The sequence below is a fragment of the Ruegeria sp. YKSD163 genome, assembly GCF_059612905.1.
In genome coordinates, this window is record NZ_JBXWRM010000001.1 from 257,490 (window position 1) to 278,484 (window position 20,995).

Sequence of the window (20,995 nt, forward strand, 5' to 3'; positions counted from 1 at the left end):
CCCGGGCGCCCGGCGTAGACAGGGCGGCAAACAAACGGGCAAGGCGAAATCGCCGCAATCCAGCCGAAACAAGGGGGCGACATGTCCGCAGGTGTCAAAAGCTTATCGAAGACCTTTGTCTGGATCCTGATGGGTCTGCTGATAGCGGGGCTTGCCGGTTTCGGCGCCGTCAACCTCAGCGGCACGGTGCGCACCGTAGCGCAGGTGGGGGAGCAGACTGTCAGCGTCGACGCCTACGCCCGCGAACTGCAACGCGAGATTCGCGCCATCGAGGCGCAGACCGGCCAACCCCTGCAGATGAGCCAGGTGCGCGATCTGGGCATCGACCAGGCCGTGCTGGCGCGGCTGGTGGCCATTGCCGCGCTCGACAACGAGGTGGCCGGACTGGGGATCTCGATCGGTGACGAGAACCTGAGCCGCGAGATCGTGCAGATCCCCGCCTTTCAGGGTGTCGACGGCAAATTCGATCCCGAGGGCTATCGCTATGCGCTGGACAATGCCGGGCTGAGCGAGGCCGAGTTCGAAGCCGATCTGCGCCGCGAATCGGCGCGTACCCTGGTGCAGGGCGCGATCATGGAAGGGCTGGTCATGCCCAACACCTATGCCGACACGCTGGCGCAATTCGTCGGTGCCCGGCGCAGCTTTACCATGGCCACCGTCGATACCGGCGCGCTGGATACCCCGGTTGCAGCCCCCGATGCGGCTCAGATCGAGGCCTATTACGCCGAAAATCGGGACCAGTTCATGCTGCCGCGCAGCAAGCGGCTGACCTATGCGCTGCTGACGCCCGAAATGCTGCTCGACCGGGTCGAGCTGGACGAGGGCGCGGTGCGCCGTCTCTTCGAGGAACGCGAAAGCAACTACCAGCAACCCGAGCGCCGTCTGGTCGAACGTCTGGTCTTTGCCGATCAGGCCAGCGCCGAAAGCGCCAAGGCCCAGGTCGAGGTCGGCGGTGCCACCTTCGAACAGCTGGTCGCAGATCGCGGCCTGTCTCTGACGGATGTCGACATGGGCGACCTGACCGCGGAGGATCTGGGCGCTGCCGCCGAGGCGGTGTTCGCCGCAGAGGTCGGCGAGGTGGTCGGCCCCCTGCCCTCGGATCTGGGCCCCGCGCTGTTTCGGGTGAACGGCACGCTCGATGCCCGCATCACCGCATTTGAAAGCGTCGAGGCCGAGCTGCGCGATGAGCTTGCTGGCGAACGCGCCCGCCGCCTGATCGAGGCGCAGGCCGAATCCCTCAATGACATGCTGGCCGGTGGCGCCACGCTGGAAGAGCTGGCACAGGATACCGACATGGAACTGGGCCAGATCGACTGGACCGAGGACAGCTCGGATGGGGTCGCCGCCTATGCCGGGTTCCGCGAGGTCGCGACCGAGGTAGCCGAGGGCGATTTCCCCGAAATCGGCTTTCTCGAAGACGGCGCCATCTTTGCCCTGCGCCTGGACGAAGAGCTGGAGCCGCGCCCCGAACCGCTGGACAGCGCCCGCGAGCGCGTGATCGCTGCCTGGACCGCCGCCGAAACCCGCCGTGCCCTGCAGGACAAGGCCGCCAGTGTGGTGACCGGTCTGGCAACGGATGGAGATTTCACCGCCACCGGCCTGCCGCATCGCGTGGAAAACGGTCTGACCCGCACCGCCTTCATCGACGGCACGCCGTTTGATTTCATGGAGCAGGTCTTTGCAATGCAGCCCGGCGACCTCAAGGTGATCGCGGGCGAAGAGGCCGCGTTCATCGTCCGCCTCGAAGAGGAACTGCCGCCCGCCGATACTGACGAACTGACCCAGATGAAACGGGCGCTGAACGCCCAGATGACCCAGGCGCTGGCGCAGAACCTGTTCGACATCTACGTCCGCGACGCCCAGACCCGGGCACAGCCGACCCTGGACCAGCGCGCGCTGAACGCGGTGCAGGCCAGCTTTCAATAAGGGTTCCCCATGGCGCTGACCCCCGATTTCGAAACCTTCGCCCGCGCCTATGAGGCGGGCGAAAACCAGGTCGTTCATACCCGCCTGGCCGCCGATCTCGACACGCCGGTGTCGCTGATGCTCAAGCTGACGGGCGCCCAGAAAGACGCCTTCATGCTCGAATCGGTGACCGGGGGCGAGGTGCGCGGGCGCTATTCGATCATCGGGATGAAGCCGGACCTGATCTGGCGTTGCCATGGCGGACATTCTGCGCTGAACCGGCAGGCGCGGTTCGATCCCGACGGGTTTCAGCCGCAAGAGGGCAATCCGCTCGACAACCTGCGCGCGCTTTTGGCCGAAAGCCGCATCGCGCTTCCCGAGGATCTGCCGCAGGCCTCGGCCGGGCTGTTCGGCTATCTCGGCTATGACATGGTGCGGCTGGTCGAACATCTGCCCGATGTGAACCCTGATCCGCTGGGCCTGCCCGATGCGGTGATGATGCGCCCCTCGGTCGTGGCGGTGCTCGACGGGGTCAAGGGCGAGGTCACCGTGGTCTCGCCCGCCTGGGTCAGCGACGGGCAATCGGCGCGCGCCGCCTATGCCCAGGCGGCTGAGCGGGTGATGGATGCGGTGCGCGATCTCGAACGCGCCATGCCCGCCGAGACCCGCGATCTGGGCGAGGCACATGAGGTTGCGCCGCCGGTGTCGAACTTCACCCGCGAGGGCTATAAGGCGGCGGTCGAAAAGGCCAAGGATTACATCCGCGCGGGCGACATCTTTCAGGTGGTGCCGGCGCAGCGCTGGACGCAGGAGTTTCCGCTGCCACCCTTTGCGCTCTACCGCTCGCTGCGGCGCACCAACCCGTCGCCCTTCATGTTCTATTTCAACTTCGGCGGCTTTCAGGTGGTCGGCGCCAGCCCCGAGATCCTGGTGCGCGTCTTTGGGCAAGAGGTGACGATCCGCCCCATCGCGGGCACCCGCCCGCGCGGCGCCACCCCGGAAGAGGACCGCGCCAACGAGGCCGATCTGCTCGCCGACAAGAAGGAACTTGCCGAACATCTGATGCTGCTCGATCTCGGCCGCAACGATGCGGGCCGCGTCAGCAAGATCGGCACCGTGCGCCCGACCGAGAAATTCATCATCGAACGCTATTCCCACGTGATGCATATCGTGTCGAACGTGGTCGGAGAGCTGGCCCCGGACAAGGACGCGCTGGATGCCTTCTTTGCCGGCATGCCCGCCGGTACGGTCAGCGGCGCCCCCAAGGTGCGCGCGATGGAGATCATCGACGAGCTGGAGCCGGAAAAACGCGGTATCTATGGCGGCGGTGTCGGCTATTTCAGCGCCGGGGGCGACATGGACATGTGCATCGCCCTGCGCACTGCCATCGTCAAGGACCGCAAGCTTTATATCCAGGCCGGTGGCGGCGTGGTCTATGACAGCGACCCCGAGGCGGAGTTCATGGAAACCGTGCATAAATCCAACGCCATCCGCCGCGCGGCGGCGGATGCGGCCCGGTTCACCGGACTGCGCAACAGCTGATGCACCTGCTCGATCCGCGCACCCTGCCCCCGGTTCCCTGGAAAAACGGCGGCGGCGTGACGCGCGAGATGGCCGGAGAGGCTGACCTCTGGAGGCTCAGCCTAGCCGAGGTTGCCGCCGAGGGTCCGTTTTCCCTGTTTCCCGGACAGGCCCGTATTCTGACCGTGGTCCACGGCAGCGGAATGGAACTGCACACCGACGGGTGCGTCCTGCATGCGAGATCTGGCACCCCTCTGCATTTCTCAGGCGATCTCACGGTCACCGGAAGATTGCCTGACGGTCCAGTGCGCAACCTGAACCTGATCTACGATCCCAACCGGGTGACCGGCTCTGTCAGCGTTCATACCGGAACAAGCAACCTTGCCGCCGTCCCCGAAGAGGTTGCGCTCTATCTCCTCAGCGGCACGGCAAGCTGTCAAAACACCGTCATATCCGCTGGCCAGTGCCTGCTCGCCCGAGGATCTCCCTTGAAGCTCGGCCTTGACGCCCTGGCGCTCTGCATTTCGATCTCACGCCAAACCTGATCCTTCATTCCGCCGCAAATACTCCCGCCGGAGGCGCACAAGAAAAAGAGCGCGCCGCAGGCGCTCCTTTTGGCAACACCACCCCCCGGCTCAGCCCGGATCACGCGTCAGCACTGCCGAGACCGGCGCCAGCGCCACCCGGCTGGCGCGATCCTGCAACCCCCACAGCAGCAGCGCCGAGATCGTGTCGGGCCGCAGCCGGCCCAGCATCACCACCGCGCCCTCCTGCCCGGCGCGGAAGGCCGCCTGGTCAAGGAACCGGCGCATCACCGTCGGGCTTTGTCCGGCCCCATCGAAATCGCGGAACACCACCGCCGAGGGCACACCGTCGCGCGCGGCCAGTTTCTGCACCGTGTTCAGCCCGTTATCCTGGGTCAGCAAACCACGCCCGCTGCCACCGACAATGGCGGTGACCTGATCGGACAGCTCCCGGTTGCCCTGGATGCCGGTGCCGGTGCCTTCCAGGACGCCGACAGTCTCGGGCAGCGCCTTCAGCCAGACTGCCATCGAAACTTCGGCATCCTGCGCACTGGCGGCGGTGGGCAGATCGGCGATCAGCATCACCTCGACCCCGGCGGCGCGGTGGCGCGCCATTTTTTCGGCGGCCTGCGGGTCAGCCGGGTCCAGCGCAAATGTCAGCGGATAAGGAAAGTCGCGCAGCGCCTCGCTGCCCAGCCCCTCGGCATCGTCGATCAGGACAATCGACATCAGCGGCTTGTCCTCGGGGTTGTCGAATGTCGCCGCATAGGCCTCGATCGGGCGCGGGCCGTCCTCGGCCGGAGCTTCGACGGGGGTATCGCGCTCGGTCAGCGGAACAACCGGGGTGCCGACGCGCGGCGCCGCGCCCTCTTCGGCCCCACCGATCTGAGGCAGGGCGGCGATGCGCGGTTTCTCTTCTTCCTTCGGGTCCTCTGGTTCAGCCATTGCAGTATCCGGTGCCGGGGCGCTGTCGGCGGCCGGGGCCTCGGTCACGCTGGCCTCCTCCTGCGCCACTTGGGGGTCGGCGGTGATCGCGGGCTGTTCCGGCGCCGCCTCGGGCAGGTTGGGCTCCGTCACCTCGGCGGTCACGCTGGTCGAGGGCACGTTGGGTTGCGCGGGTGCTTCGGTATTCACCTCGGGTTCGGCGCGATCCTGCGGTGCGGCGGGGCTGCCCAATTGCGGTTGCGTTACCCCGGTACCCGTCCCCGGCACCTGCACGGCGGCGGTTTCGCTGCCCTCGGGCCGGTCGATGGCATCGGTCGCGCCCCCCACCTGCGGTTTGTCGGCAGGCTGGCGGTCGGCCTCGTCCAGGGCGCCAAGCGTTTCGGCACCCGTGGCCGCCTCGGGTTGGCGCGGCGCCAGTTCCACCAGATCGGCGTCACGGCCGGGGGCCGCGATTCCCCCGTCCCCGGCAGGTTCCGCCGCCGGTTCCGCCGCCGCGGGTGTTGCCGCCACCTCGGGACGCTGCGGCAAAGGTGTCGTCAGCGAAAGCCAGGCCGCTGCCGCCAAGACCAGCACCGCCCCGGCCAATAGTCCTCCGATGAATCCGCCCATATCCTGTCGCCTCTTGTTGGTCCTGCTTCGACTTTTTGCCCGTTCGCCCCGTCTGCCCTTGACGCTGCCGCGCAAGACTGAACATGTAGGGGCGCGATTACTATACCTTGGCTGGCCCCCGTGCCACCAGCCCCTAATACCCGACGGGACAAGGCTCAAGATGCTGCTCTTGATCGACAATTACGACAGTTTCACCTACAACCTCGTGCACTATCTTGGCGAGCTTGGCGCCGAGATCGAGGTGCGCCGCAACGATGCGTTGGATGTGCAAGAGGCAATGGCGCTGAACCCGGCGGGCATCCTGCTCAGCCCCGGCCCCTGCGACCCAGATCAGGCGGGCATCTGCCTGGCCCTGACCGAGGCCGCCGCCGAGACCCGCACACCATTGCTGGGTGTATGCCTCGGGCACCAGACCATCGGGCAGGCCTTTGGTGGCAAGGTGGTGCGCTGCCACGAGATCGTGCATGGCAAGATGGGGCAGATGCATCACAGCGCAAAAGGGCTGTTTGCGGGCCTGCCCTCGCCCTTCGAGGCGACGCGCTATCACTCGCTGGTGGTCGAGCGCGACAGCTTGCCCGACTGTCTCGAGGTCACCGCCTGGCTGGAAGATGGCACCATCATGGGGCTGCAACACAAGGAATTGCCGATCCATGGGGTGCAGTTCCATCCCGAATCCATCGCTTCGGAACATGGGCATGCGCTGCTGCGCAATTTTCTTGATGTCATGAAGGTGCCGGCATGAGTGATGCGCTGAAACCGCTGATCGGCGCCGCCGCCGATCGGTCGCTGACCCGCGCTGAGGCCGAGCAGGCCTTTACCATCCTGTTCGATGGCGAGGCGACGCCCAGCCAGATCGGTGGGTTGCTGATGGCACTGCGCACACGTGGCGAGACGGTTGACGAATACGCCGCCGCGGCCGCCGTGATGCGCGCCAAATGCAACGCAGTGCGCGCGCCCGAGGGCGCGATGGATATCGTCGGCACCGGCGGCGATGGCAAGAACACGCTCAATATCTCGACCGCCACAGCCTTTGTCGTGGCGGGTGCAGGCGTGGTGGTGGCCAAGCACGGCAACCGCAACCTGAGCTCGAAATCGGGTACCGCCGATTTGCAGAGCCAGATGGGCATCAACGTGATGGTTGGCCCGCAAGTGGTTGAAAAGGCGCTGAACGAGGCCGGGATCGGCTTCATGATGGCGCCCATGCATCACCCGGCCACCGCCCATGTGATGCCCACCCGGGCCGAGCTGGGCACCCGAACCATCTTCAACATTCTCGGGCCGCTCACCAACCCGGCAGGGGTCAAGCGGCAACTGACCGGCGCCTTTACGCGCGCGCTGATCCGGCCCATGGCCGAGACGCTGGGCCTCTTGGGCTCAGAGCGCGCCTGGCTGGTGCATGGCTCGGACGGCACCGACGAGCTGACCATTACCGGGGTCAGCTGGGTTGCCGCGCTCGAGGATGGCACCGTCAAGGAAGTCGAGCTGCATCCCGAGGATGCGGGCCTGCCCGTCCATCCGTTCGAGACGATCGTCGGCGGCACCCCCGAGGAAAACGCAACCGCATTTCGCGCGCTGCTGGATGGCGCGCCCTCGGCCTATCGCGACGCGGTTCTGCTGAACGCGGCCGCAGCGCTGGTGGTGGCCGACCGCGCCGCCGACCTGCGCGAGGGTGTCGCCCTCGCCGCCCAGAGCATCGACAGCGGCCAGGCCCGCGCCAAGGTCGAGGCTCTTTCCCGCATCACACAGGACGCAAGATGACCGATACGATTCTCGACAAGATCAAGGCCTACAAGCTGGAAGAGGTCGCTGCCGACAAGGCTGCCAAACCCTTGGAGGTGGTCGAGGCCGAGGCGCGCGAGGCAAGTCCGGTGCGCGGCTTTGCCGATGCGCTGATCGCCGCTACACGCCAGGGCTATGGCCTGATTGCCGAGATCAAGAAGGCCAGCCCGTCCAAGGGCCTCATCCGCCCCGACTTCGACCCGCCCGCGCTGGCGCGTGCCTATGCCGAGGGCGGCGCGACTTGCCTGTCGGTGCTGACCGACACGCCCAGTTTCCAGGGCGCCAAATCCTATCTGTCCGCCGCGCGCGCCGCCTGCAACCTGCCCGCGCTGCGCAAGGATTTCATGTATGACCCCTATCAGGTGGTCGAGGCGCGCGCGCTTGGGGCCGACTGCATCCTGATCATCATGGCCTCGGTCGATGATACCCAGGCCGAGGAACTGGAACAGACCGCGTTCGACTGGGGCATGGATGTGCTGATCGAGGTGCATGACGCAGAAGAGCTGGAACGCGCCGAGCGGCTGAAAAGCCCGCTGATCGGCATCAACAACCGCAACCTCAAGACCTTCGAGACGACGCTGGATACCACCCGCAAACTGTCGAAACTGGTGCCGCCAGAGCGGATCATCGTCTGTGAAAGCGGGCTGAACACGCCCGCCGACCTGTCCGACATGGCGCGCTATGGCGCCCGCTGTTTCCTGATCGGCGAAAGCCTGATGCGCCAGGACGATGTGGCCGAGGCAACCCGGACCCTGCTCGCCGATCCGCTGATGCCCGGAGCGATGTGATGAGCCTGACCCATTTCGACGCCAAAGGCGATGCCCATATGGTCGATGTCACCGACAAGGCGATCACCGACCGGGTGGCCGTGGCCGAAGGTTACATCAGCATGGCGTCGCAAACCTTTGATATCGTGTCAGAAGGCCGGGCCAAGAAGGGCGACGTACTGGGCGTCGCCCGGCTTGCAGGCATAATGGGGGCCAAGAAGACCCCCGACCTGATCCCGCTTTGCCATCCGCTGCCGCTGACCAAGGTTGCGGTCGAATTGACCCTGGACCCCGAGCTGCCCGGCGTGCGTATCGCCGCCACGGTGCGGACCACCGGCCAGACCGGTGTCGAAATGGAGGCGCTGACCGCGGTCTCGACCGCTGCGCTCACCGTTTATGACATGGTCAAGGCGGTCGACAAGGCGATGCAGATTGGCGGCATCCGGGTGACGCTGAAAGACGGCGGCAAGTCAGGACGTTACGAGGCGACATGATCACCGTCGAAGAGGCCCGCGCACTGCTGCTCGACCTGGTGGAACCGCTTGGCGCCGAAGAGGCGCCGCTGGCCGAGTGCGCAGGCCGGGTTCTGGCTCGCGATGTCGCCGCGACGCGCGATCAGCCACCCTTTGCCGCCGCCTCGATGGACGGGTACGCGGTGAAATCCGCCGAGGTCGAACGCCACGCCATGTTCAAGGTGATCGGCGAAGCGGCAGCGGGGCACCGGTTCGATGGCCAAGTGGGTCCGGGTCAGGCGGTGCGGATCTTTACCGGGGCACCGGTGCCGGATGGTGCGGATTTCGTTGTGATCCAGGAGGATGTCAGCCGCAGCGGCGATCTGATCACCATCACCGACATGCCCGGTGACAAGACCAATATCCGCCCCGCTGGCGTCGATTTCCGGGTCGGACAGACCCTTGCCGCGCCACGCATACTGCGGCCCGAGGATGTGGCGCTGCTGGCCTCGATGAATATCCCACGGGTGCCGGTACGGCGACAGCCGGTTGTCGCCCTGATCTCGACCGGGGATGAGTTGGTGATGCCGGGCGAGACGCCCGGCCCCGATCAGATCATCGCCTCCAACACGTTCGGTCTCAAGGCCCTGTTCGAGGCAAATCGCGCGCAGGTCCGGGTATTGCCCATTGCGCGCGATACCCGCGCGTCGCTGACCACAGCCTTTGAACTGGCCCGCGGCGCCGATCTGGTGATCACCATCGGCGGTGCCTCGGTGGGTGATCACGATCTGGTCGCACAGGTGGCGGCTGAACTTGGGATGGAACAATCCTTCTACAAGGTACGGATGCGCCCGGGCAAACCGCTGATGGCGGGCCGGATCGGCGACATGCCGATGGTCGGACTTCCTGGTAATCCCGTTTCTGCAATGGTTTGCGGATATATCTTTATCCTACCGATGCTGCGCCGGATGCTGGGTCTTGACCCGGAGATTGCCCTGCGCGAGGCGGTGCTGAGCGCGCCGCTCGGCCCCAATGGCCCGCGCGAGCATTACATGCGCGCTCAGGTCGAGAATGGCCAGATTGCCACCTTTGGCGATCAGGACAGCTCTCTCTTGTCGATACTGGCGCAAGCCAACGCGCTGTTGATGCGCCCGCCCGAGGACCCGGCCCGCGCCATTGGCGAGCGGGTTCGATACCTGCCGATCTGATCCTCAAACCTCGATTGTTGACACAAAACAAGAACATGCGTAGAACAAATGTAAACGCGTGACCGGAGAGGTATGGGGAATGCTGACAAAGAAGCAACTCGATCTGCTGGAATTCATTCACAAAAGATTGCAGGCAGATGGTGTTCCACCCAGTTTTGACGAGATGAAGCTGGCGCTGGATTTGCGCTCGAAATCGGGCATTCACCGGCTGATCACCGCGCTGGAGGAGCGTGGCTTCATCCGCCGTCTCGCCCACCGCGCCCGCGCCATCGAAATCGTCAAACTGCCCGAGAGCTTGGGCGGCGAACCCACGGTGGGCTTTCAGCCCCGGGTGATCGACGGCGACCGGCCCGACCACCCGCGCCCCGCCAATGCCGAACCGGTGACGATCCACGCAGTGGAGCTGCCGGTGATGGGCCGCATCGCCGCTGGTGTGCCGATCGAGGCGATCAGCCAGGTTTCGCATCAGGTGGCCGTGCCCGGCAGCATGGTTGGCAAAGGCGAGCACTACGCGCTCGAGGTCAAAGGCGATTCGATGATCGAGGCCGGGATCAACGATGGCGATGTGGTGGTGATCCGCGAGACCTCCACCGCCGACAATGGCGATATCGTGGTGGCGCTGGTCGATGACAGCGAGGCGACGCTGAAACGATTCTATCGCCGTGGCGCCAGCATCGCGCTCGAAGCCGCGAACCCGGCTTACGAGACCCGCGTGCTGCCTTCGGACAGGGTGCGGGTACAGGGCCGGCTGGTCGGGCTGATCCGCACCTATTGACCCCGATCTATGGATCGGGACGCGCGGCGCCGTTCCACAGGCGCCTCCCCGACAGGCGCGCGGCGCTTTCCATGCCTTTCGGTCCGATGCTGAGCGCGCCGGTAAGGGCCAGCCGCTTTGGGTCGTAAACCTCGCAAGGCCCGTTCACCGCAAGCGGGACCGCCGAGACAATCAGCTGCGCCCTGTCGCAGCCGCTTATCCCCTGTGCCGCTAGCTTGCCGGTCACATGCACGATCTCGACGCCACCCACCTGCATCTTGCGCAACATGTCTTCTCCGGGCCAACGCGCCGCCGCCGCCATCTGGTCGGCGCCGTCGCCATCGTTTTCCAGCCAGACCCCGGCGATGAAGCCCGCCCCGCGCGGCTTGCTCAGCGCGCGGCCCGTGTCGGTCATCACCCCCACCAGCCCACCGGTATCGGCGATCAGCACGCCGGGCCGCTCGGCCCCGGACCAGAGCCAGAAGGCCGCCACCATCACCGGCACGCCCGCCAGCCGCGCCCGCCCGCGCCACAGCACCAGCCACAGCGCGCCCAGCGACAATATCGGCAACACCGCCCAATCGGGGCGCATCACGTAGCCACGCGCACTCTCCAGCCCCGCAACCCAATCGGCGACGCTCAGGATCCAACGCAGGCCCAGCCCCATCACCTCGAGCCCGATCCAGTCGAGCCCCAGCGGCGCCAGCACCAGCGCCAGCACCGCCGCCGGAATGACCACCAGTCCCATTAGGGGCACCGAGAGCAGATTAGCCACCAGGCCGTAATGGGCCAGCGTGTTGAAATGCGCGGCCCCGATCGGCGCCGTCGCCAGCCCCGCCACCGCCGATGAGATCATCACCCCCACGACCGGATTCAGCCAGCGCGGCCCCAACCCGATCTCAGCCTCGCGCAGCCAGCCGAACACCGCAACCAGTGCCACGGTGGCGGCAAAGCTCATCTGGAACCCCGGCCCCAGCAGCGCCTCGGGCCGCAGCACGAGGACGATCAGCGCGGCCATTGCCACCGCCCGCATCGACAGCGCCCGCCGGTCGACCAGAATGGCGCAGAGCATCACCGCCACCATCACAAAGGCACGCTGGGTCGCTACATTGCCGCCCGACAGCGCCAGATAGCCCGCTGCCACTGTCAAAGCGCCAAGCGCGGCCAGCTTGCGCACCGGCAGGCGCAGCGCCAAAGGCGGGATCAGCGACAGTGCCACCCGCAGCGCAGTAAAGACAAACCCCGCAAGCAGCCCCATATGCAGGCCCGAAATCGCGAGAAGATGCGCCAGATTGCTGGCCCTCAGCGCATCAAGCGCGCCCTGGCTCACGCCGCTACGGTCGCCGGTGGTGACAGCGGCAGCAAAGCCGCCCACATCGCCCGGCAGCCGCGCGCGGATATGGGCCGAGGCCGCCATGCGCAGGGTAAACACGCTCATGTCACGCTCGGCCCGGTCGGGCGGCCGCGACAGCAGCACCGGAACGCGCGTATATCCGATAGCGCCCAGACCCTGAAACCAGGCATGGCGACGGAAATCGAAGCCGCCCGGCTCGACCGGCCCCTGTGGCGGCGACAGATAGGCGGTGGTCATGATCCGGCTGCCCGGCTCGGGCACACGTTCGTCACCATGCAGCGAGATCCGCACATGGCGCGGCGGTCCCGTCGGCATCCAGCTATCCAGCCGCACCTGATCCAAGGTCACCCTCAGCTTGTCCGAGGCGGACCGGTCCATCGCTACCACCCGCCCCTCGACCGGGCCGTAATAGCGCCCCTCGATCACCGGGGCGGCGACCTGATGCGCGCGCGCACCCGCAAGAACAAACCCCGCCGCGATCAGCGCCAGCGCCCAGCCCAGCGGCGAAAAGGCGCCAGGCCGCCTCCATGCCCAGATGCCAGTCGAGATGCCAATTCCCGCGACCACCGCGTAAAGGGTCAACCCCGGCTCTACACGCAACAGGAAATAGCCACCGATCCCCAGCGCCAGGAAAACCGGCACCCAGGGGAACAGGTACCCTCGCTGCGCCAGCAGCGCGGCCTCGATCCGTGGCAGAACGCGCATGCTTGCTCCCACTCGTCCGGCTCGTTAGACAGACCGCAGAACCCTAGCCCCTTCACGGTTACCAAAAGGTAAATTGCCCTTATGCCGGATCAGGTCGTCACCCGCTTTGCCCCTTCTCCCACCGGTTTCCTGCATATCGGCGGTGCCCGCACGGCGCTGTTCAACTGGCTTTACGCGCGGGGGCGCGGGGGCAAGTTCCTGCTCCGGATCGAGGATACCGACCGGGCGCGCTCAACCCCCGAGGCGACAGCGGCGATCCTGCAGGGCATGGCCTGGCTGGGACTGGACCATGACGGCGAGGTGATCAGCCAGTTCGAGCGCGCACCGCGCCATGCCGAGGTGGCGCTGGAGCTGCTGGCCCAGGGCAAGGCCTATAAGTGCTTCTCGACGCAGGACGAAATCCAGGCCTTTCGCGAGGCCGCCCAGGCCGAGAAACGCTCGACCCTGTTCCGCAGCCCTTGGCGCGACGCCAATCCGGCGACCCATCCCAACCGGCCCTATGTGATCCGGATCAAGGCGCCGCAAAGCGGCGAAACCGTGATCCGCGACCGGGTGCAGGGCGATGTGACCATCCGCAACGACCAGCTCGACGACATGGTGCTGCTGCGCTCGGACGGGACACCGGTCTATATGCTGGCGGTGGTAGTGGATGACCACGACATGGGCGTGACCCATGTGATCCGGGGCGACGACCATCTGAACAACGCCGCCCGCCAGATGATGATCTATCAGGCGATGGGCTGGGAGGTGCCGGTCTGGGCTCATATCCCGCTGATCCACGGACCCGACGGCAAGAAACTTTCCAAACGTCACGGCGCGCTGGGGGCGCAGGAATACCAGGCGATGGGCTATCCCGCCGCGGGCATGCGCAACTATCTGGCGCGGCTGGGCTGGAGCCATGGCGACGACGAGTTCTTTACCGACGCGCAGGCGCGCGAGTGGTTCGATCTGGATGGAATCGGCAAATCCCCTGCCCGGTTCGACCTGAAAAAGCTGGAAAATCTGAGCGGTCAGCACATTGCCGCCTCAGATGACGCTGCGTTGCAGCAAGAGATTCAGGCCTATCTTGCGGCTGCAGATCGTCCAGCTCTTACCGACACACAATCCAGTGATCTGGAACGTGCGATGTATTGCCTCAAGGACCGGGCACGTACTTTCCCTGAACTTCTTGAAAAAGCTTCATTTATACTCTCCACTCGACCGATTGAACCAGATGAGAAGGCAGCGGCGGCCCTGGCCAGTGTATCCGATGGTATACTGACAGAATTGACGCCGCAGTTGCAAAATGCTAGCTGGACGAGAGAGTGTCTGGAAGAAGCGTTGAACGCTTTTGCCGAGGCGCATGGAACCAAGTTTGGCAAGCTTGCCGCGCCCCTCAGGGCCGCGCTTGCCGGACGGGCCGTGACGCCTTCGGTATTCGACATGATGCTGGTGCTGGGCCGGGACGAAAGTCTGGCCCGTCTCCGGGACGCGGCGAACGCAGCCTGACATTCACGATCAGGCAATGTTGCGCGGTTAAGACCTGGGCTTGCGCGGCTGTGCGCAGGCCTTGACGCATGCGATGCGAGGGCCTCCGCCCGTGTCCGTGCCTGCCATGAGGAAGGGAAATCGATGACTGAAGACAAGAAAACCGCCACGCTCAGCCTGAACGGCCAATCCTACGATTTGCCAATCCTTTCGCCCTCGACAGGCCCGGATGTGATCGACATCCGCAAACTCTATGGCCAGGCGGGCGTGTTCACCTATGATCCCGGTTTCACCTCGACCGCAAGCTGCGACAGCACCATCACCTATATCGATGGCGAGCTTGGAGAGCTGTTGCACCGGGGCTATCCGATCGACCAGCTGGCGGCGAAATCTCATTATCTCGAAGTCTGCTATCTCCTGCTGTACGGAGAGCTTCCGACCGCGGCCGATCTGGAAAAGTTCGAGAGCACGATCACCCGCCACACCATGATCCACGAGCAGATGCACTATTTCTTCCGCGGCTTCCGCCGGGATGCGCATCCGATGGCGACCATGGTGGGTGTGGTCGGCGCGATGTCGGCCTTCTACCACGACTCGACCGATATCGCCGACCCGCATCAGCGCGAGATCGCCAGCCACCGCCTGATCGCCAAGATGCCGACCATCGCGGCGATGGCGTATAAGTACTCGATCGGTCAACCGTTCATGTATCCGCGCAACGATCTGGATTATGCGGCCAACTTCCTGCAGATGTGCTTTGCCGTGCCGGCCGAGCATTATCATGTGGACCCGATCCTGGCCCGCGCGATGGACCGGATTTTCACCCTGCATGCCGATCACGAGCAGAACGCCTCGACCTCGACCGTGCGTCTGGCGTCGTCCTCGGGCGCGAACCCGTTTGCCTGTATCGCCGCCGGTATCGCCTGTCTCTGGGGTCCCGCCCATGGCGGCGCCAACCAGGCTTGCCTGGAGATGCTCAAGGAAATAGGCTCTCCGGACCGGATCCCCGAATACATCGCCCGCGCCAAGGACAAGAACGACCCGTTCCGCCTGATGGGCTTTGGCCACCGGGTCTACAAGAACTTCGATCCGCGTGCGACGGTGATGAAACAGTCCGCCGACGAGGTACTGGACCTACTGGGCGTGGAAAACAACCCGATCCTGGCCACCGCCAAGGAGCTGGAGCGCGCGGCGCTTGCCGACGACTATTTCGCCGAGAAAAAGCTGTTCCCGAATGTCGATTTCTATTCGGGCATCATCCTCGAGGCGATGGGCTTCCCCACCTCGATGTTCACGCCCATCTTCGCCGTGTCGCGGACCGTGGGCTGGGTCAGCCAGTGGAAAGAGCAGCTGGCCGACCCGCAGCACAAGATCGGCCGCCCGCGTCAGCTGTACCTCGGCTCGACCGCGCGCGACTATGTGGATATCGAAGACCGCTGACCCGCGGTCGATCCGGTTTCAAACCCCGGCGGAGCCCTCCGCCGGGGTTTTTCTGTGCCAGCCGGTTCCGCTCGGCCCGGTCTTGCGAAGACGGGAGGACTTGGGACAGATGCGAATCCCCGGCCTGCCCTGCCACAGCGACGCCAGGTTGCTGTTTCGGAAATCCCGGCTATCCGTTTCGCCCCGCAACATCGTTGACGACTGGTAAACGCCGCACCCCGCAAAACCCGCCATCCAGCGGCAAATGCGTCAATTTCATGGCGTGAATATGGCGTGAACGGTAGCGTCGGCTCCGGCAATTGAACGCGGTTAGTGACGCGGGTTAGTAGGGGGTTTTCATGACCGGAACCATTGGCGAAAAAACAGAAATCACCGTGACACTGGGCTGCGAACCGCGCCTGCTGGTCACCATCGTGGAAAAGCCTGACGGCGGGCTGTTCATCGACATCAAGTCAGAGGACCCTTCGGTCGAGGTGGGTGATCTCGACGGTTTCTTCTTCAATTTCAACGACGATGCGACGCTGGACGGATTGCATATCTGGCCCGCCGAAAACGAAGGCACACAATGGTCGCCAGTCACCGATGTTCAGCTGAACCCAGATGCCGTCGACAGCCTGAGCAACGGAGCCCAGCTGGCTGAAGGCTATGATGCGGGCATCCAGTTCGGGACAACCCCGGATTCGACCCAAGGCCATGTCAGCGCCGCCAATTTTACCATGTGGTCCGAGAACGGGCCTCTCAGCATCGAGGATATCGACCTCGACAGCCTGGCGGCGGTAGTGGATTCCGACACCGGCAATGGCATCGTCAAGACCGTGAGCGACAGCACCGGCGACACTGGCGATGACGAAGACGACCATGACGAGGACGAATGCGCCTTTGTCATCGAGGGTCCGGTCAACACCGAGGTGGTGCTGACCCAGCTCGAGAATGGCGATATTCGCGTCGACCTCGAGGTGCTCGAGGGCGACGACCCGGACGCGACCGGCCAGATCGGCGATATCACCGGGCTGTTCTTCAACGTCGGCGATGACAGCCTGCTGGACGGCATGACCGTGAGCGGCGAGGATGTCACCGGATCGCAATTTGCCGCCGGTTCGGTCAACGATCTGGGCAACGGCGCCAATATGGAAGGCGCCCAGGAAGGCGAGACCGGCGAGACCGCAAACGGGTTCGATGCCGGCATCGCGATCGGAGCGAACGGCATCGGGCATGGCGACGATATCCGCGCCACCAGCTTTACCCTGTCGCATCCCGACGGGCTGAGCCTGGAGGATTTCAGCGGCGAGTATTTCGGGTTGCGCCTGACCTCGGTCGGGGACGAGGACAGCGATGACCGCGACGGGTCGCTGAAGCTGATCGGCCAGTGCGAGGACGAACCGCAGCCGCCGATCTGCGACGACCAGTATTACCTGAACGATGTCATGGCGCTGATGACCCAGCCCATGCATGACGAACTGGCCTATGAGATGATGGCCAGCGACCCGGTCGAAGAGGTGGATCTGGTCGAGACCTACTGAGCACCCTGCCCGCTCAGAACAGGCTCAGCTGATCGCCGGGCTGCGGGGGCACCCGGAACAGATCGCATCTCAGGGCTGGCGCCTCCTGCGCCAGCCCGATGCGTTTGCAGGCGGTGCGGAACCGTTTCGCGATCATCTGAGCATACTCGCCCTCGCCCCGCATCCGGTGACCCCAGCGCGGGTCGTAATCGCGCCCGCCATGCATCTCGCGCAGACGGGCCATCACCTTGGCCGCGCGGGTGGGCGCATGTTCGGCCAACCACTCCTGCCACAGCAGCGACACTTCGCGCGGCAGCCGCAGCATGATCCAGCTGGCGGTGTCGGCGCCCGCCTCGGCCCCGGCAGCGAGCAGCGCCTCAAGCTCGTGATCGGTCAGGCCGGGAATCAGCGGCGAGGTCATCACCCGCACCGGCACCCCAGCCCCGCTGAGCGCCCGGATCATCGCCAGACGCCGCGCCGGCGATGGCGCGCGCGGTTCCATCCGGCGGGCCAGCCCCGCATCCAGCGTCGTGAGCGAGATCCCGACCCGCACCAGCCCACGCGCCGCCATCGGCGCCAGAATGTCCAGGTCGCGTTCGATCAGCGCACCGCGCGTTACGATGGCAACCGGATGGTTGAACGCATCCAGCACCTGCAAACAGCCACGGGTGATCGCATGGGTCTTTTCCAGCGGCTGATAGGGATCGGTATTGGTGCCGATGGCAATCGGCGCCACCTTGTAGCGGCGCGCGCTCAGCTCGGCCCGAAGCACCTCGGCCGCGTTGGGCCGCGCCACCAGCCGGGTTTCGAAGTCCAGCCCCGGCGAAAGGCCCAGATAGGCGTGGCTGGGCCGGGCAAAGCAATAGGAACACCCGTGTTCGCAGCCCCGATAGGGGTTGATTGAGCGATCAAAGGGCAGATCGGGCGAGCGGTTATAGCTGATCAGGCTGCGCGCGGTTTCCAGCGAAACCTGGGTCCTGAGCGGTGGCAACTCCTCCTCCCGATCCCAACCGTCAGGTTCGGCCACCCGATCCAGCGGTTCGAACCGGCCCGCATCGTTGCTGCGCGCGCCACGCCCGACGGGCCGGGCCGAAATCAAGGGGGGTACGGGGTGAGTCTGCATGCCCAAAAATAGAACATTAGGCGAACATTCAGCAAGGCAAAAAGTGCCGCCAATCTGGTCGCAAGCGACCTGTCCGAGAGCAGGAATATGCAGCGTATCGATGATCTAACCACGGAATACTCATTATCATTCGGGCATTTTTCATCCTATAGGTCGGTTGCAACACCGCCCATGTCGCAATCAACGCAGTCGAAAAGTGACCTTCGGGCAAAAAGGAAAAAAACGGCACCCCCGGGGCCCGCCCCGCCCAAGATTGAGGAATTGCGCCATGTCGGAAGAAGAAGACATCATCCTGTCGGAACTCGACGACGAAGAACTTGTCCAGCAGATGTTCGACGACCTTTACGACGGTCTCAAGGAAGAGATCGAGGAAAGCGTCAACATCCTGATCGAACGCGGCTGGGCGCCCTATGACGTTCTGACCAAGGCTCTGGTGGGCGGCATGACCATCGTCGGCGCCGACTTCCGCGACGGTATCCTCTTCGTTCCCGAAGTGCTGCTGGCCGCCAACGCGATGAAGGGCGGCATGGCCATCCTGAAGCCGCTGCTGGCCGAAACCGGCGCGCCGCGCGTCGGCAAGATGGTGATCGGCACCGTCAAGGGCGACATTCACGACATCGGCAAGAACCTCGTGTCGATGATGATGGAAGGCGCCGGTTTCGAGGTGGTCGATCTGGGTATCAACAACCCGGTCGAGAACTATCTGGAAGCGCTTGAAAACGAGCAGCCCGACATTCTTGGCATGTCCGCCCTACTGACCACCACCATGCCCTACATGAAGGTTGTGATCGACACGCTGGTCGAACAGGGCAAGCGCGACGATTACATCGTTCTGGTCGGCGGCGCACCGCTGAACGAGGAATTCGGCAAGGCGATCGGTGCCGACGCCTATTGCCGCGATGCCGCGGTTGCCGTGGAAACCGCCAAGGATTTCGTCGGCCGCAAGCATAACCGCATGGCCGGCTGAGCGCGCCAGCGGGTACAGTCAGGGCCGCCCTTCGGGGCGGCCCTTTGCGTTTGGGGCCGCGGGCTCGCTTGGCCCGTTTCCGCCGACGACACGAAACCGCCAACATTCCCCCTGACTTTGGCCACCATCACAACCTAATTTTCGTCAGTGCCCCAAAGCTGCTGACAGGTGCCCAATGCCAACGACCTTTACCGCGCTTTTTCTCGGCAATCTGGCCGATATCGACACGTTCGAAGGCAACAACTCTGCCGAAAACGCCGGGGCGCTTGCAGGCATGACCTTTGGCAGCGTCGCCAATCCGCTGGTCGACAGCGCCGTGACATGGAGCGCGGTGGGAGATCCCGGCAGCCTCTACGATATGGACAACACCCCGTCCGAGCAGTTCTCGATCGACGGTGGCCCGGCGCAAACCTTTGATGGCACCGCGATTTACGATGCCACCATCACCTATACCGATGGCAGCACCGCGATCATCACTGCCGTGCTGGCACAGGATGTGAGCGGCAACACCTATCTGGTGCCCGAATTCAACGCCAATGCCGACCAGGCCGCGCTCGAGGCGGGAATCATCGAGTCGATCACGCTTGACGCCGTCACCGGCGGAGGCGCCAACTATTCCGGTCTGACCGCAAATCGGCAGGAATGGCAGTTGGTGACCTGCTTCACTCCCGGCACCATCATTGACACCGCCCAGGGTCCGCGCCTGATCGAAGAGCTAAAGCCCGGTGACCTGATCCGCACACTCGACCATGGCGATCAGCCGCTGCGCTGGGTCGGGCATACGACCGTGCGCGCCACCGGTGCGCTGGCCCCGATCCTGATCCGCGCCGGGGCGCTGGACAACCGCCGCGACCTGATCGTGTCACCTCAGCACAGGATGCTGATCGAAGGCTGGCAGGCCGAACTGATCACCGGCCATGCCCAGGCGCTGGTCACCGCCAAGCATCTGGTCAATGCGCGCGACATCCTTGTCGCGCCGGGTGGCGAGGTCACCTATATCCACCTGCTGTTCGACCGACATGAAATCATCTGGGCCGAAGGCTGCGCAACCGAGAGCTTTCATCCCGGCCAGATGGGCTGGTCCGGTCTGGAACAGGCCGCGCGCGATGAAATCCTGATTTTGTTCCCGGAACTGGCGGCGATTGGCCTTGCCAGCTATGGCCCGCTGGCGCGGCCCGCCATCCGCCAGCACGAGGCGCTGTTGTCGGTGGCCTGACACGACCTGTCGCAGCCGCACTTGCCTTTCCGCAACGGCGCCGGGCATTCTGCCGCCACTGCAACCAGTAAAGGCGCCCGATATGAACACCGCCCCAGATGACGCCCAGCTGACCCGCAGCGGCCTGAGCCTGACCACCGGCGGGGCGCGGGTGCTGCTCATTGCCTGCGGCGCCCTGGCGCGCGAGATTCTGGACCTGCGGGACCGTAACGGCTGGACCCATATGGACCTGACCTGTCTGCCCGCCATCCTGCATGTCTATCCCGAACGGATCACCGCCGCCGTCGAAGAGGCGGTCGCCCGCCACCGCGGCACATATCAGCATATCTTCGTCGTCTATGCCGATTGCGGCACCGGCGGCCTGCTCGAGGCCGCCTGCGCGCGTATGGGGGTCGAGATGGTCAAGGGTCCGCATTGCTATTCCTTCTTCGAAGGCAACGCGCGCTTCGCAGAGGTTTCCGAAGACGAGATCACCGCCTTTTACCTGACAGATTTCCTGGTCCGGCAATTCGATGCCTTTGTCTGGAAACCGATGGGGTTCGACCGCCACCCCGAGTTGATCCCGATGATGTTCGGCAATTACACCAAGCTGGTTTACCAGGCCCAGACCGACGATGCGGCCTTGACAGAAAAGGCGCGTGCCTGTGCCGAGCGGCTGGGCCTTGCATTCGAACGTCGTTTCACCGGCTATGGCGACCTGGAAACCACGCTGGCCGACTGGGCAGGCAGTGTCGCGCGCGGCGACTAACGCCGCGCGCTC

Annotated in this window: 18 protein-coding genes; 15 read left to right on the forward strand and 3 right to left on the reverse strand. The window is 64.8% G+C overall.

The genetic code is table 11. From position 1 onward, the window contains the following. Positions 1–81 precede the first annotated feature (81 nt). From AC2FNA_RS01210 to AC2FNA_RS01220, 3 genes are read left to right on the forward strand one after another with little or no spacing between them, the layout of a single operon-like run. Positions 82–1,926: a peptidylprolyl isomerase gene (locus tag AC2FNA_RS01210; RefSeq protein ID WP_496823809.1), complete on the forward strand. Its 1,845-nt coding sequence runs from the start codon at positions 82–84 to the stop codon at positions 1,924–1,926. Between the two features lie 9 nt (positions 1,927–1,935). Beyond that, positions 1,936–3,447: an anthranilate synthase component I gene (gene trpE / locus AC2FNA_RS01215; RefSeq protein WP_496823811.1), complete on the forward strand. Its 1,512-nt coding sequence runs from the start codon at positions 1,936–1,938 to the stop codon at positions 3,445–3,447. Then, complete coding sequence (locus AC2FNA_RS01220) at positions 3,447–3,971, forward strand: HutD/Ves family protein (RefSeq protein ID WP_496823813.1); 525 nt, start codon at positions 3,447–3,449, stop codon at positions 3,969–3,971. Before trpE ends, AC2FNA_RS01220 begins: the two co-directional genes overlap by 1 nt. 90 nt (positions 3,972–4,061) lie before the next feature. Here the strand turns inward: AC2FNA_RS01220 and AC2FNA_RS01225 are convergent, their stop codons facing one another. Then, positions 4,062–5,504 carry a divergent polysaccharide deacetylase family protein gene (locus AC2FNA_RS01225; RefSeq protein WP_496823814.1) on the reverse strand — a complete coding sequence of 481 codons (1,443 nt, stop codon included), beginning with the start codon at positions 5,502–5,504 and terminating at the stop codon, positions 4,062–4,064. Between the two features lie 160 nt (positions 5,505–5,664). On the opposite strand from AC2FNA_RS01225, the gene AC2FNA_RS01230 reads away from it, so the two are divergent. The 6 genes from AC2FNA_RS01230 (at position 5,665) to lexA (ending at position 10,485) form a co-directional block, all read left to right on the forward strand. Further along, positions 5,665–6,246 (forward strand): anthranilate synthase component II, encoded by a 582-nt coding sequence (locus AC2FNA_RS01230; protein WP_496823816.1) that lies wholly within the window; start codon positions 5,665–5,667, stop codon positions 6,244–6,246. Continuing rightward, positions 6,243–7,262: an anthranilate phosphoribosyltransferase gene (gene trpD / locus AC2FNA_RS01235; RefSeq protein ID WP_496823818.1), complete on the forward strand. Its 1,020-nt coding sequence runs from the start codon at positions 6,243–6,245 to the stop codon at positions 7,260–7,262. Before AC2FNA_RS01230 ends, trpD begins: the two co-directional genes overlap by 4 nt. Beyond that, the gene (gene trpC, locus AC2FNA_RS01240) at positions 7,259–8,071 is read left to right on the forward strand and encodes an indole-3-glycerol phosphate synthase TrpC (RefSeq protein WP_496823819.1); all 813 of its coding nucleotides are present in this window, start codon (positions 7,259–7,261) and stop codon (positions 8,069–8,071) included. The genes trpD and trpC overlap by 4 nt, the downstream gene beginning before the upstream one ends. Then, the gene (gene moaC / locus AC2FNA_RS01245; protein WP_496823821.1) at positions 8,071–8,544 is read left to right on the forward strand and encodes a cyclic pyranopterin monophosphate synthase MoaC; all 474 of its coding nucleotides are present in this window, start codon (positions 8,071–8,073) and stop codon (positions 8,542–8,544) included. The genes trpC and moaC overlap by 1 nt, the downstream gene beginning before the upstream one ends. Further along, complete coding sequence (locus AC2FNA_RS01250) at positions 8,541–9,710, forward strand: molybdopterin molybdotransferase MoeA (protein ID WP_496823823.1); 1,170 nt, start codon at positions 8,541–8,543, stop codon at positions 9,708–9,710. Before moaC ends, AC2FNA_RS01250 begins: the two co-directional genes overlap by 4 nt. Positions 9,711–9,789: 79 nt before the next feature. Continuing rightward, positions 9,790–10,485, forward strand: coding sequence for a transcriptional repressor LexA (gene lexA, locus AC2FNA_RS01255; protein WP_496823824.1), 696 nt, complete (start codon positions 9,790–9,792; stop codon positions 10,483–10,485). A gap of 7 nt (positions 10,486–10,492) precedes the next feature. Here the strand turns inward: lexA and AC2FNA_RS01260 are convergent, their stop codons facing one another. Further along, positions 10,493–12,523 carry a ComEC/Rec2 family competence protein gene (locus AC2FNA_RS01260; RefSeq protein WP_496823826.1) on the reverse strand — a complete coding sequence of 677 codons (2,031 nt, stop codon included), beginning with the start codon at positions 12,521–12,523 and terminating at the stop codon, positions 10,493–10,495. An 81-nt stretch (positions 12,524–12,604) separates the two neighbouring features. On the opposite strand from AC2FNA_RS01260, the gene gltX reads away from it, so the two are divergent. The 3 genes from gltX to AC2FNA_RS01275 all read left to right on the forward strand — a co-directional run bounded on the left by gltX (position 12,605) and on the right by AC2FNA_RS01275 (position 16,950). Next, positions 12,605–14,011, forward strand: coding sequence for a glutamate--tRNA ligase (gene gltX / locus AC2FNA_RS01265; RefSeq protein WP_496823827.1), 1,407 nt, complete (start codon positions 12,605–12,607; stop codon positions 14,009–14,011). Positions 14,012–14,134: 123 nt separating this feature from the next. Then, the gene (locus tag AC2FNA_RS01270) at positions 14,135–15,430 is read left to right on the forward strand and encodes a citrate synthase (RefSeq protein WP_234145184.1); all 1,296 of its coding nucleotides are present in this window, start codon (positions 14,135–14,137) and stop codon (positions 15,428–15,430) included. 338 nt (positions 15,431–15,768) lie between these two features. Beyond that, positions 15,769–16,950, forward strand: a complete 1,182-nt coding sequence (locus AC2FNA_RS01275) for a hypothetical protein (RefSeq protein ID WP_496823829.1) — start codon at positions 15,769–15,771, stop codon at positions 16,948–16,950. A gap of 13 nt (positions 16,951–16,963) precedes the next feature. On the opposite strand, the gene AC2FNA_RS01280 is transcribed toward AC2FNA_RS01275, so the two are convergent. Next, positions 16,964–18,052, reverse strand: coding sequence for a PA0069 family radical SAM protein (locus AC2FNA_RS01280; protein WP_496823831.1), 1,089 nt, complete (start codon positions 18,050–18,052; stop codon positions 16,964–16,966). A gap of 268 nt (positions 18,053–18,320) precedes the next feature. Here AC2FNA_RS01280 and AC2FNA_RS01285 point away from each other — a divergent pair, with 268 nt between their 5' ends. From AC2FNA_RS01285 to AC2FNA_RS01295, 3 genes are all read left to right on the forward strand, one after another. Further along, positions 18,321–19,019, forward strand: a complete 699-nt coding sequence (locus AC2FNA_RS01285) for a corrinoid protein (protein ID WP_234145181.1) — start codon at positions 18,321–18,323, stop codon at positions 19,017–19,019. A gap of 175 nt (positions 19,020–19,194) precedes the next feature. Beyond that, a complete protein-coding gene (locus AC2FNA_RS01290; RefSeq protein ID WP_496823833.1) occupies positions 19,195–20,235 on the forward strand; it encodes a Hint domain-containing protein in 1,041 nt (346 codons plus the stop codon). Between the two features lie 82 nt (positions 20,236–20,317). Then, positions 20,318–20,983, forward strand: a complete 666-nt coding sequence (locus AC2FNA_RS01295) for a DUF1638 domain-containing protein (protein WP_496823835.1) — start codon at positions 20,318–20,320, stop codon at positions 20,981–20,983. The last annotated feature ends 12 nt before the right edge of the window (positions 20,984–20,995 follow it).

What these genes read in the sequence shown, in the direction of transcription:
- AC2FNA_RS01210 (WP_496823809.1), top strand. Translation starts at nt 82, where the DNA reads ATGTCCGCAGGTGTCAAAAGCTTATCGAAGACCTTTGTCTGGATCCTG.
- trpE (WP_496823811.1), top strand. Translation starts at nt 1,936, where the DNA reads ATGGCGCTGACCCCCGATTTCGAAACCTTCGCCCGCGCCTATGAGGCG.
- AC2FNA_RS01220 (WP_496823813.1), top strand. Translation starts at nt 3,447, where the DNA reads ATGCACCTGCTCGATCCGCGCACCCTGCCCCCGGTTCCCTGGAAAAAC.
- AC2FNA_RS01225 (WP_496823814.1), bottom strand. Translation starts at nt 5,504, where the DNA reads ATGGGCGGATTCATCGGAGGACTATTGGCCGGGGCGGTGCTGGTCTTG.
- AC2FNA_RS01230 (WP_496823816.1), top strand. Translation starts at nt 5,665, where the DNA reads ATGCTGCTCTTGATCGACAATTACGACAGTTTCACCTACAACCTCGTG.
- trpD (WP_496823818.1), top strand. Translation starts at nt 6,243, where the DNA reads ATGAGTGATGCGCTGAAACCGCTGATCGGCGCCGCCGCCGATCGGTCG.
- trpC (WP_496823819.1), top strand. Translation starts at nt 7,259, where the DNA reads ATGACCGATACGATTCTCGACAAGATCAAGGCCTACAAGCTGGAAGAG.
- moaC (WP_496823821.1), top strand. Translation starts at nt 8,071, where the DNA reads ATGAGCCTGACCCATTTCGACGCCAAAGGCGATGCCCATATGGTCGAT.
- AC2FNA_RS01250 (WP_496823823.1), top strand. Translation starts at nt 8,541, where the DNA reads ATGATCACCGTCGAAGAGGCCCGCGCACTGCTGCTCGACCTGGTGGAA.
- lexA (WP_496823824.1), top strand. Translation starts at nt 9,790, where the DNA reads ATGCTGACAAAGAAGCAACTCGATCTGCTGGAATTCATTCACAAAAGA.
- AC2FNA_RS01260 (WP_496823826.1), bottom strand. Translation starts at nt 12,523, where the DNA reads ATGCGCGTTCTGCCACGGATCGAGGCCGCGCTGCTGGCGCAGCGAGGG.
- gltX (WP_496823827.1), top strand. Translation starts at nt 12,605, where the DNA reads ATGCCGGATCAGGTCGTCACCCGCTTTGCCCCTTCTCCCACCGGTTTC.
- AC2FNA_RS01270 (WP_234145184.1), top strand. Translation starts at nt 14,135, where the DNA reads ATGACTGAAGACAAGAAAACCGCCACGCTCAGCCTGAACGGCCAATCC.
- AC2FNA_RS01275 (WP_496823829.1), top strand. Translation starts at nt 15,769, where the DNA reads ATGACCGGAACCATTGGCGAAAAAACAGAAATCACCGTGACACTGGGC.
- AC2FNA_RS01280 (WP_496823831.1), bottom strand. Translation starts at nt 18,052, where the DNA reads ATGCAGACTCACCCCGTACCCCCCTTGATTTCGGCCCGGCCCGTCGGG.
- AC2FNA_RS01285 (WP_234145181.1), top strand. Translation starts at nt 18,321, where the DNA reads ATGTCGGAAGAAGAAGACATCATCCTGTCGGAACTCGACGACGAAGAA.
- AC2FNA_RS01290 (WP_496823833.1), top strand. Translation starts at nt 19,195, where the DNA reads ATGCCAACGACCTTTACCGCGCTTTTTCTCGGCAATCTGGCCGATATC.
- AC2FNA_RS01295 (WP_496823835.1), top strand. Translation starts at nt 20,318, where the DNA reads ATGAACACCGCCCCAGATGACGCCCAGCTGACCCGCAGCGGCCTGAGC.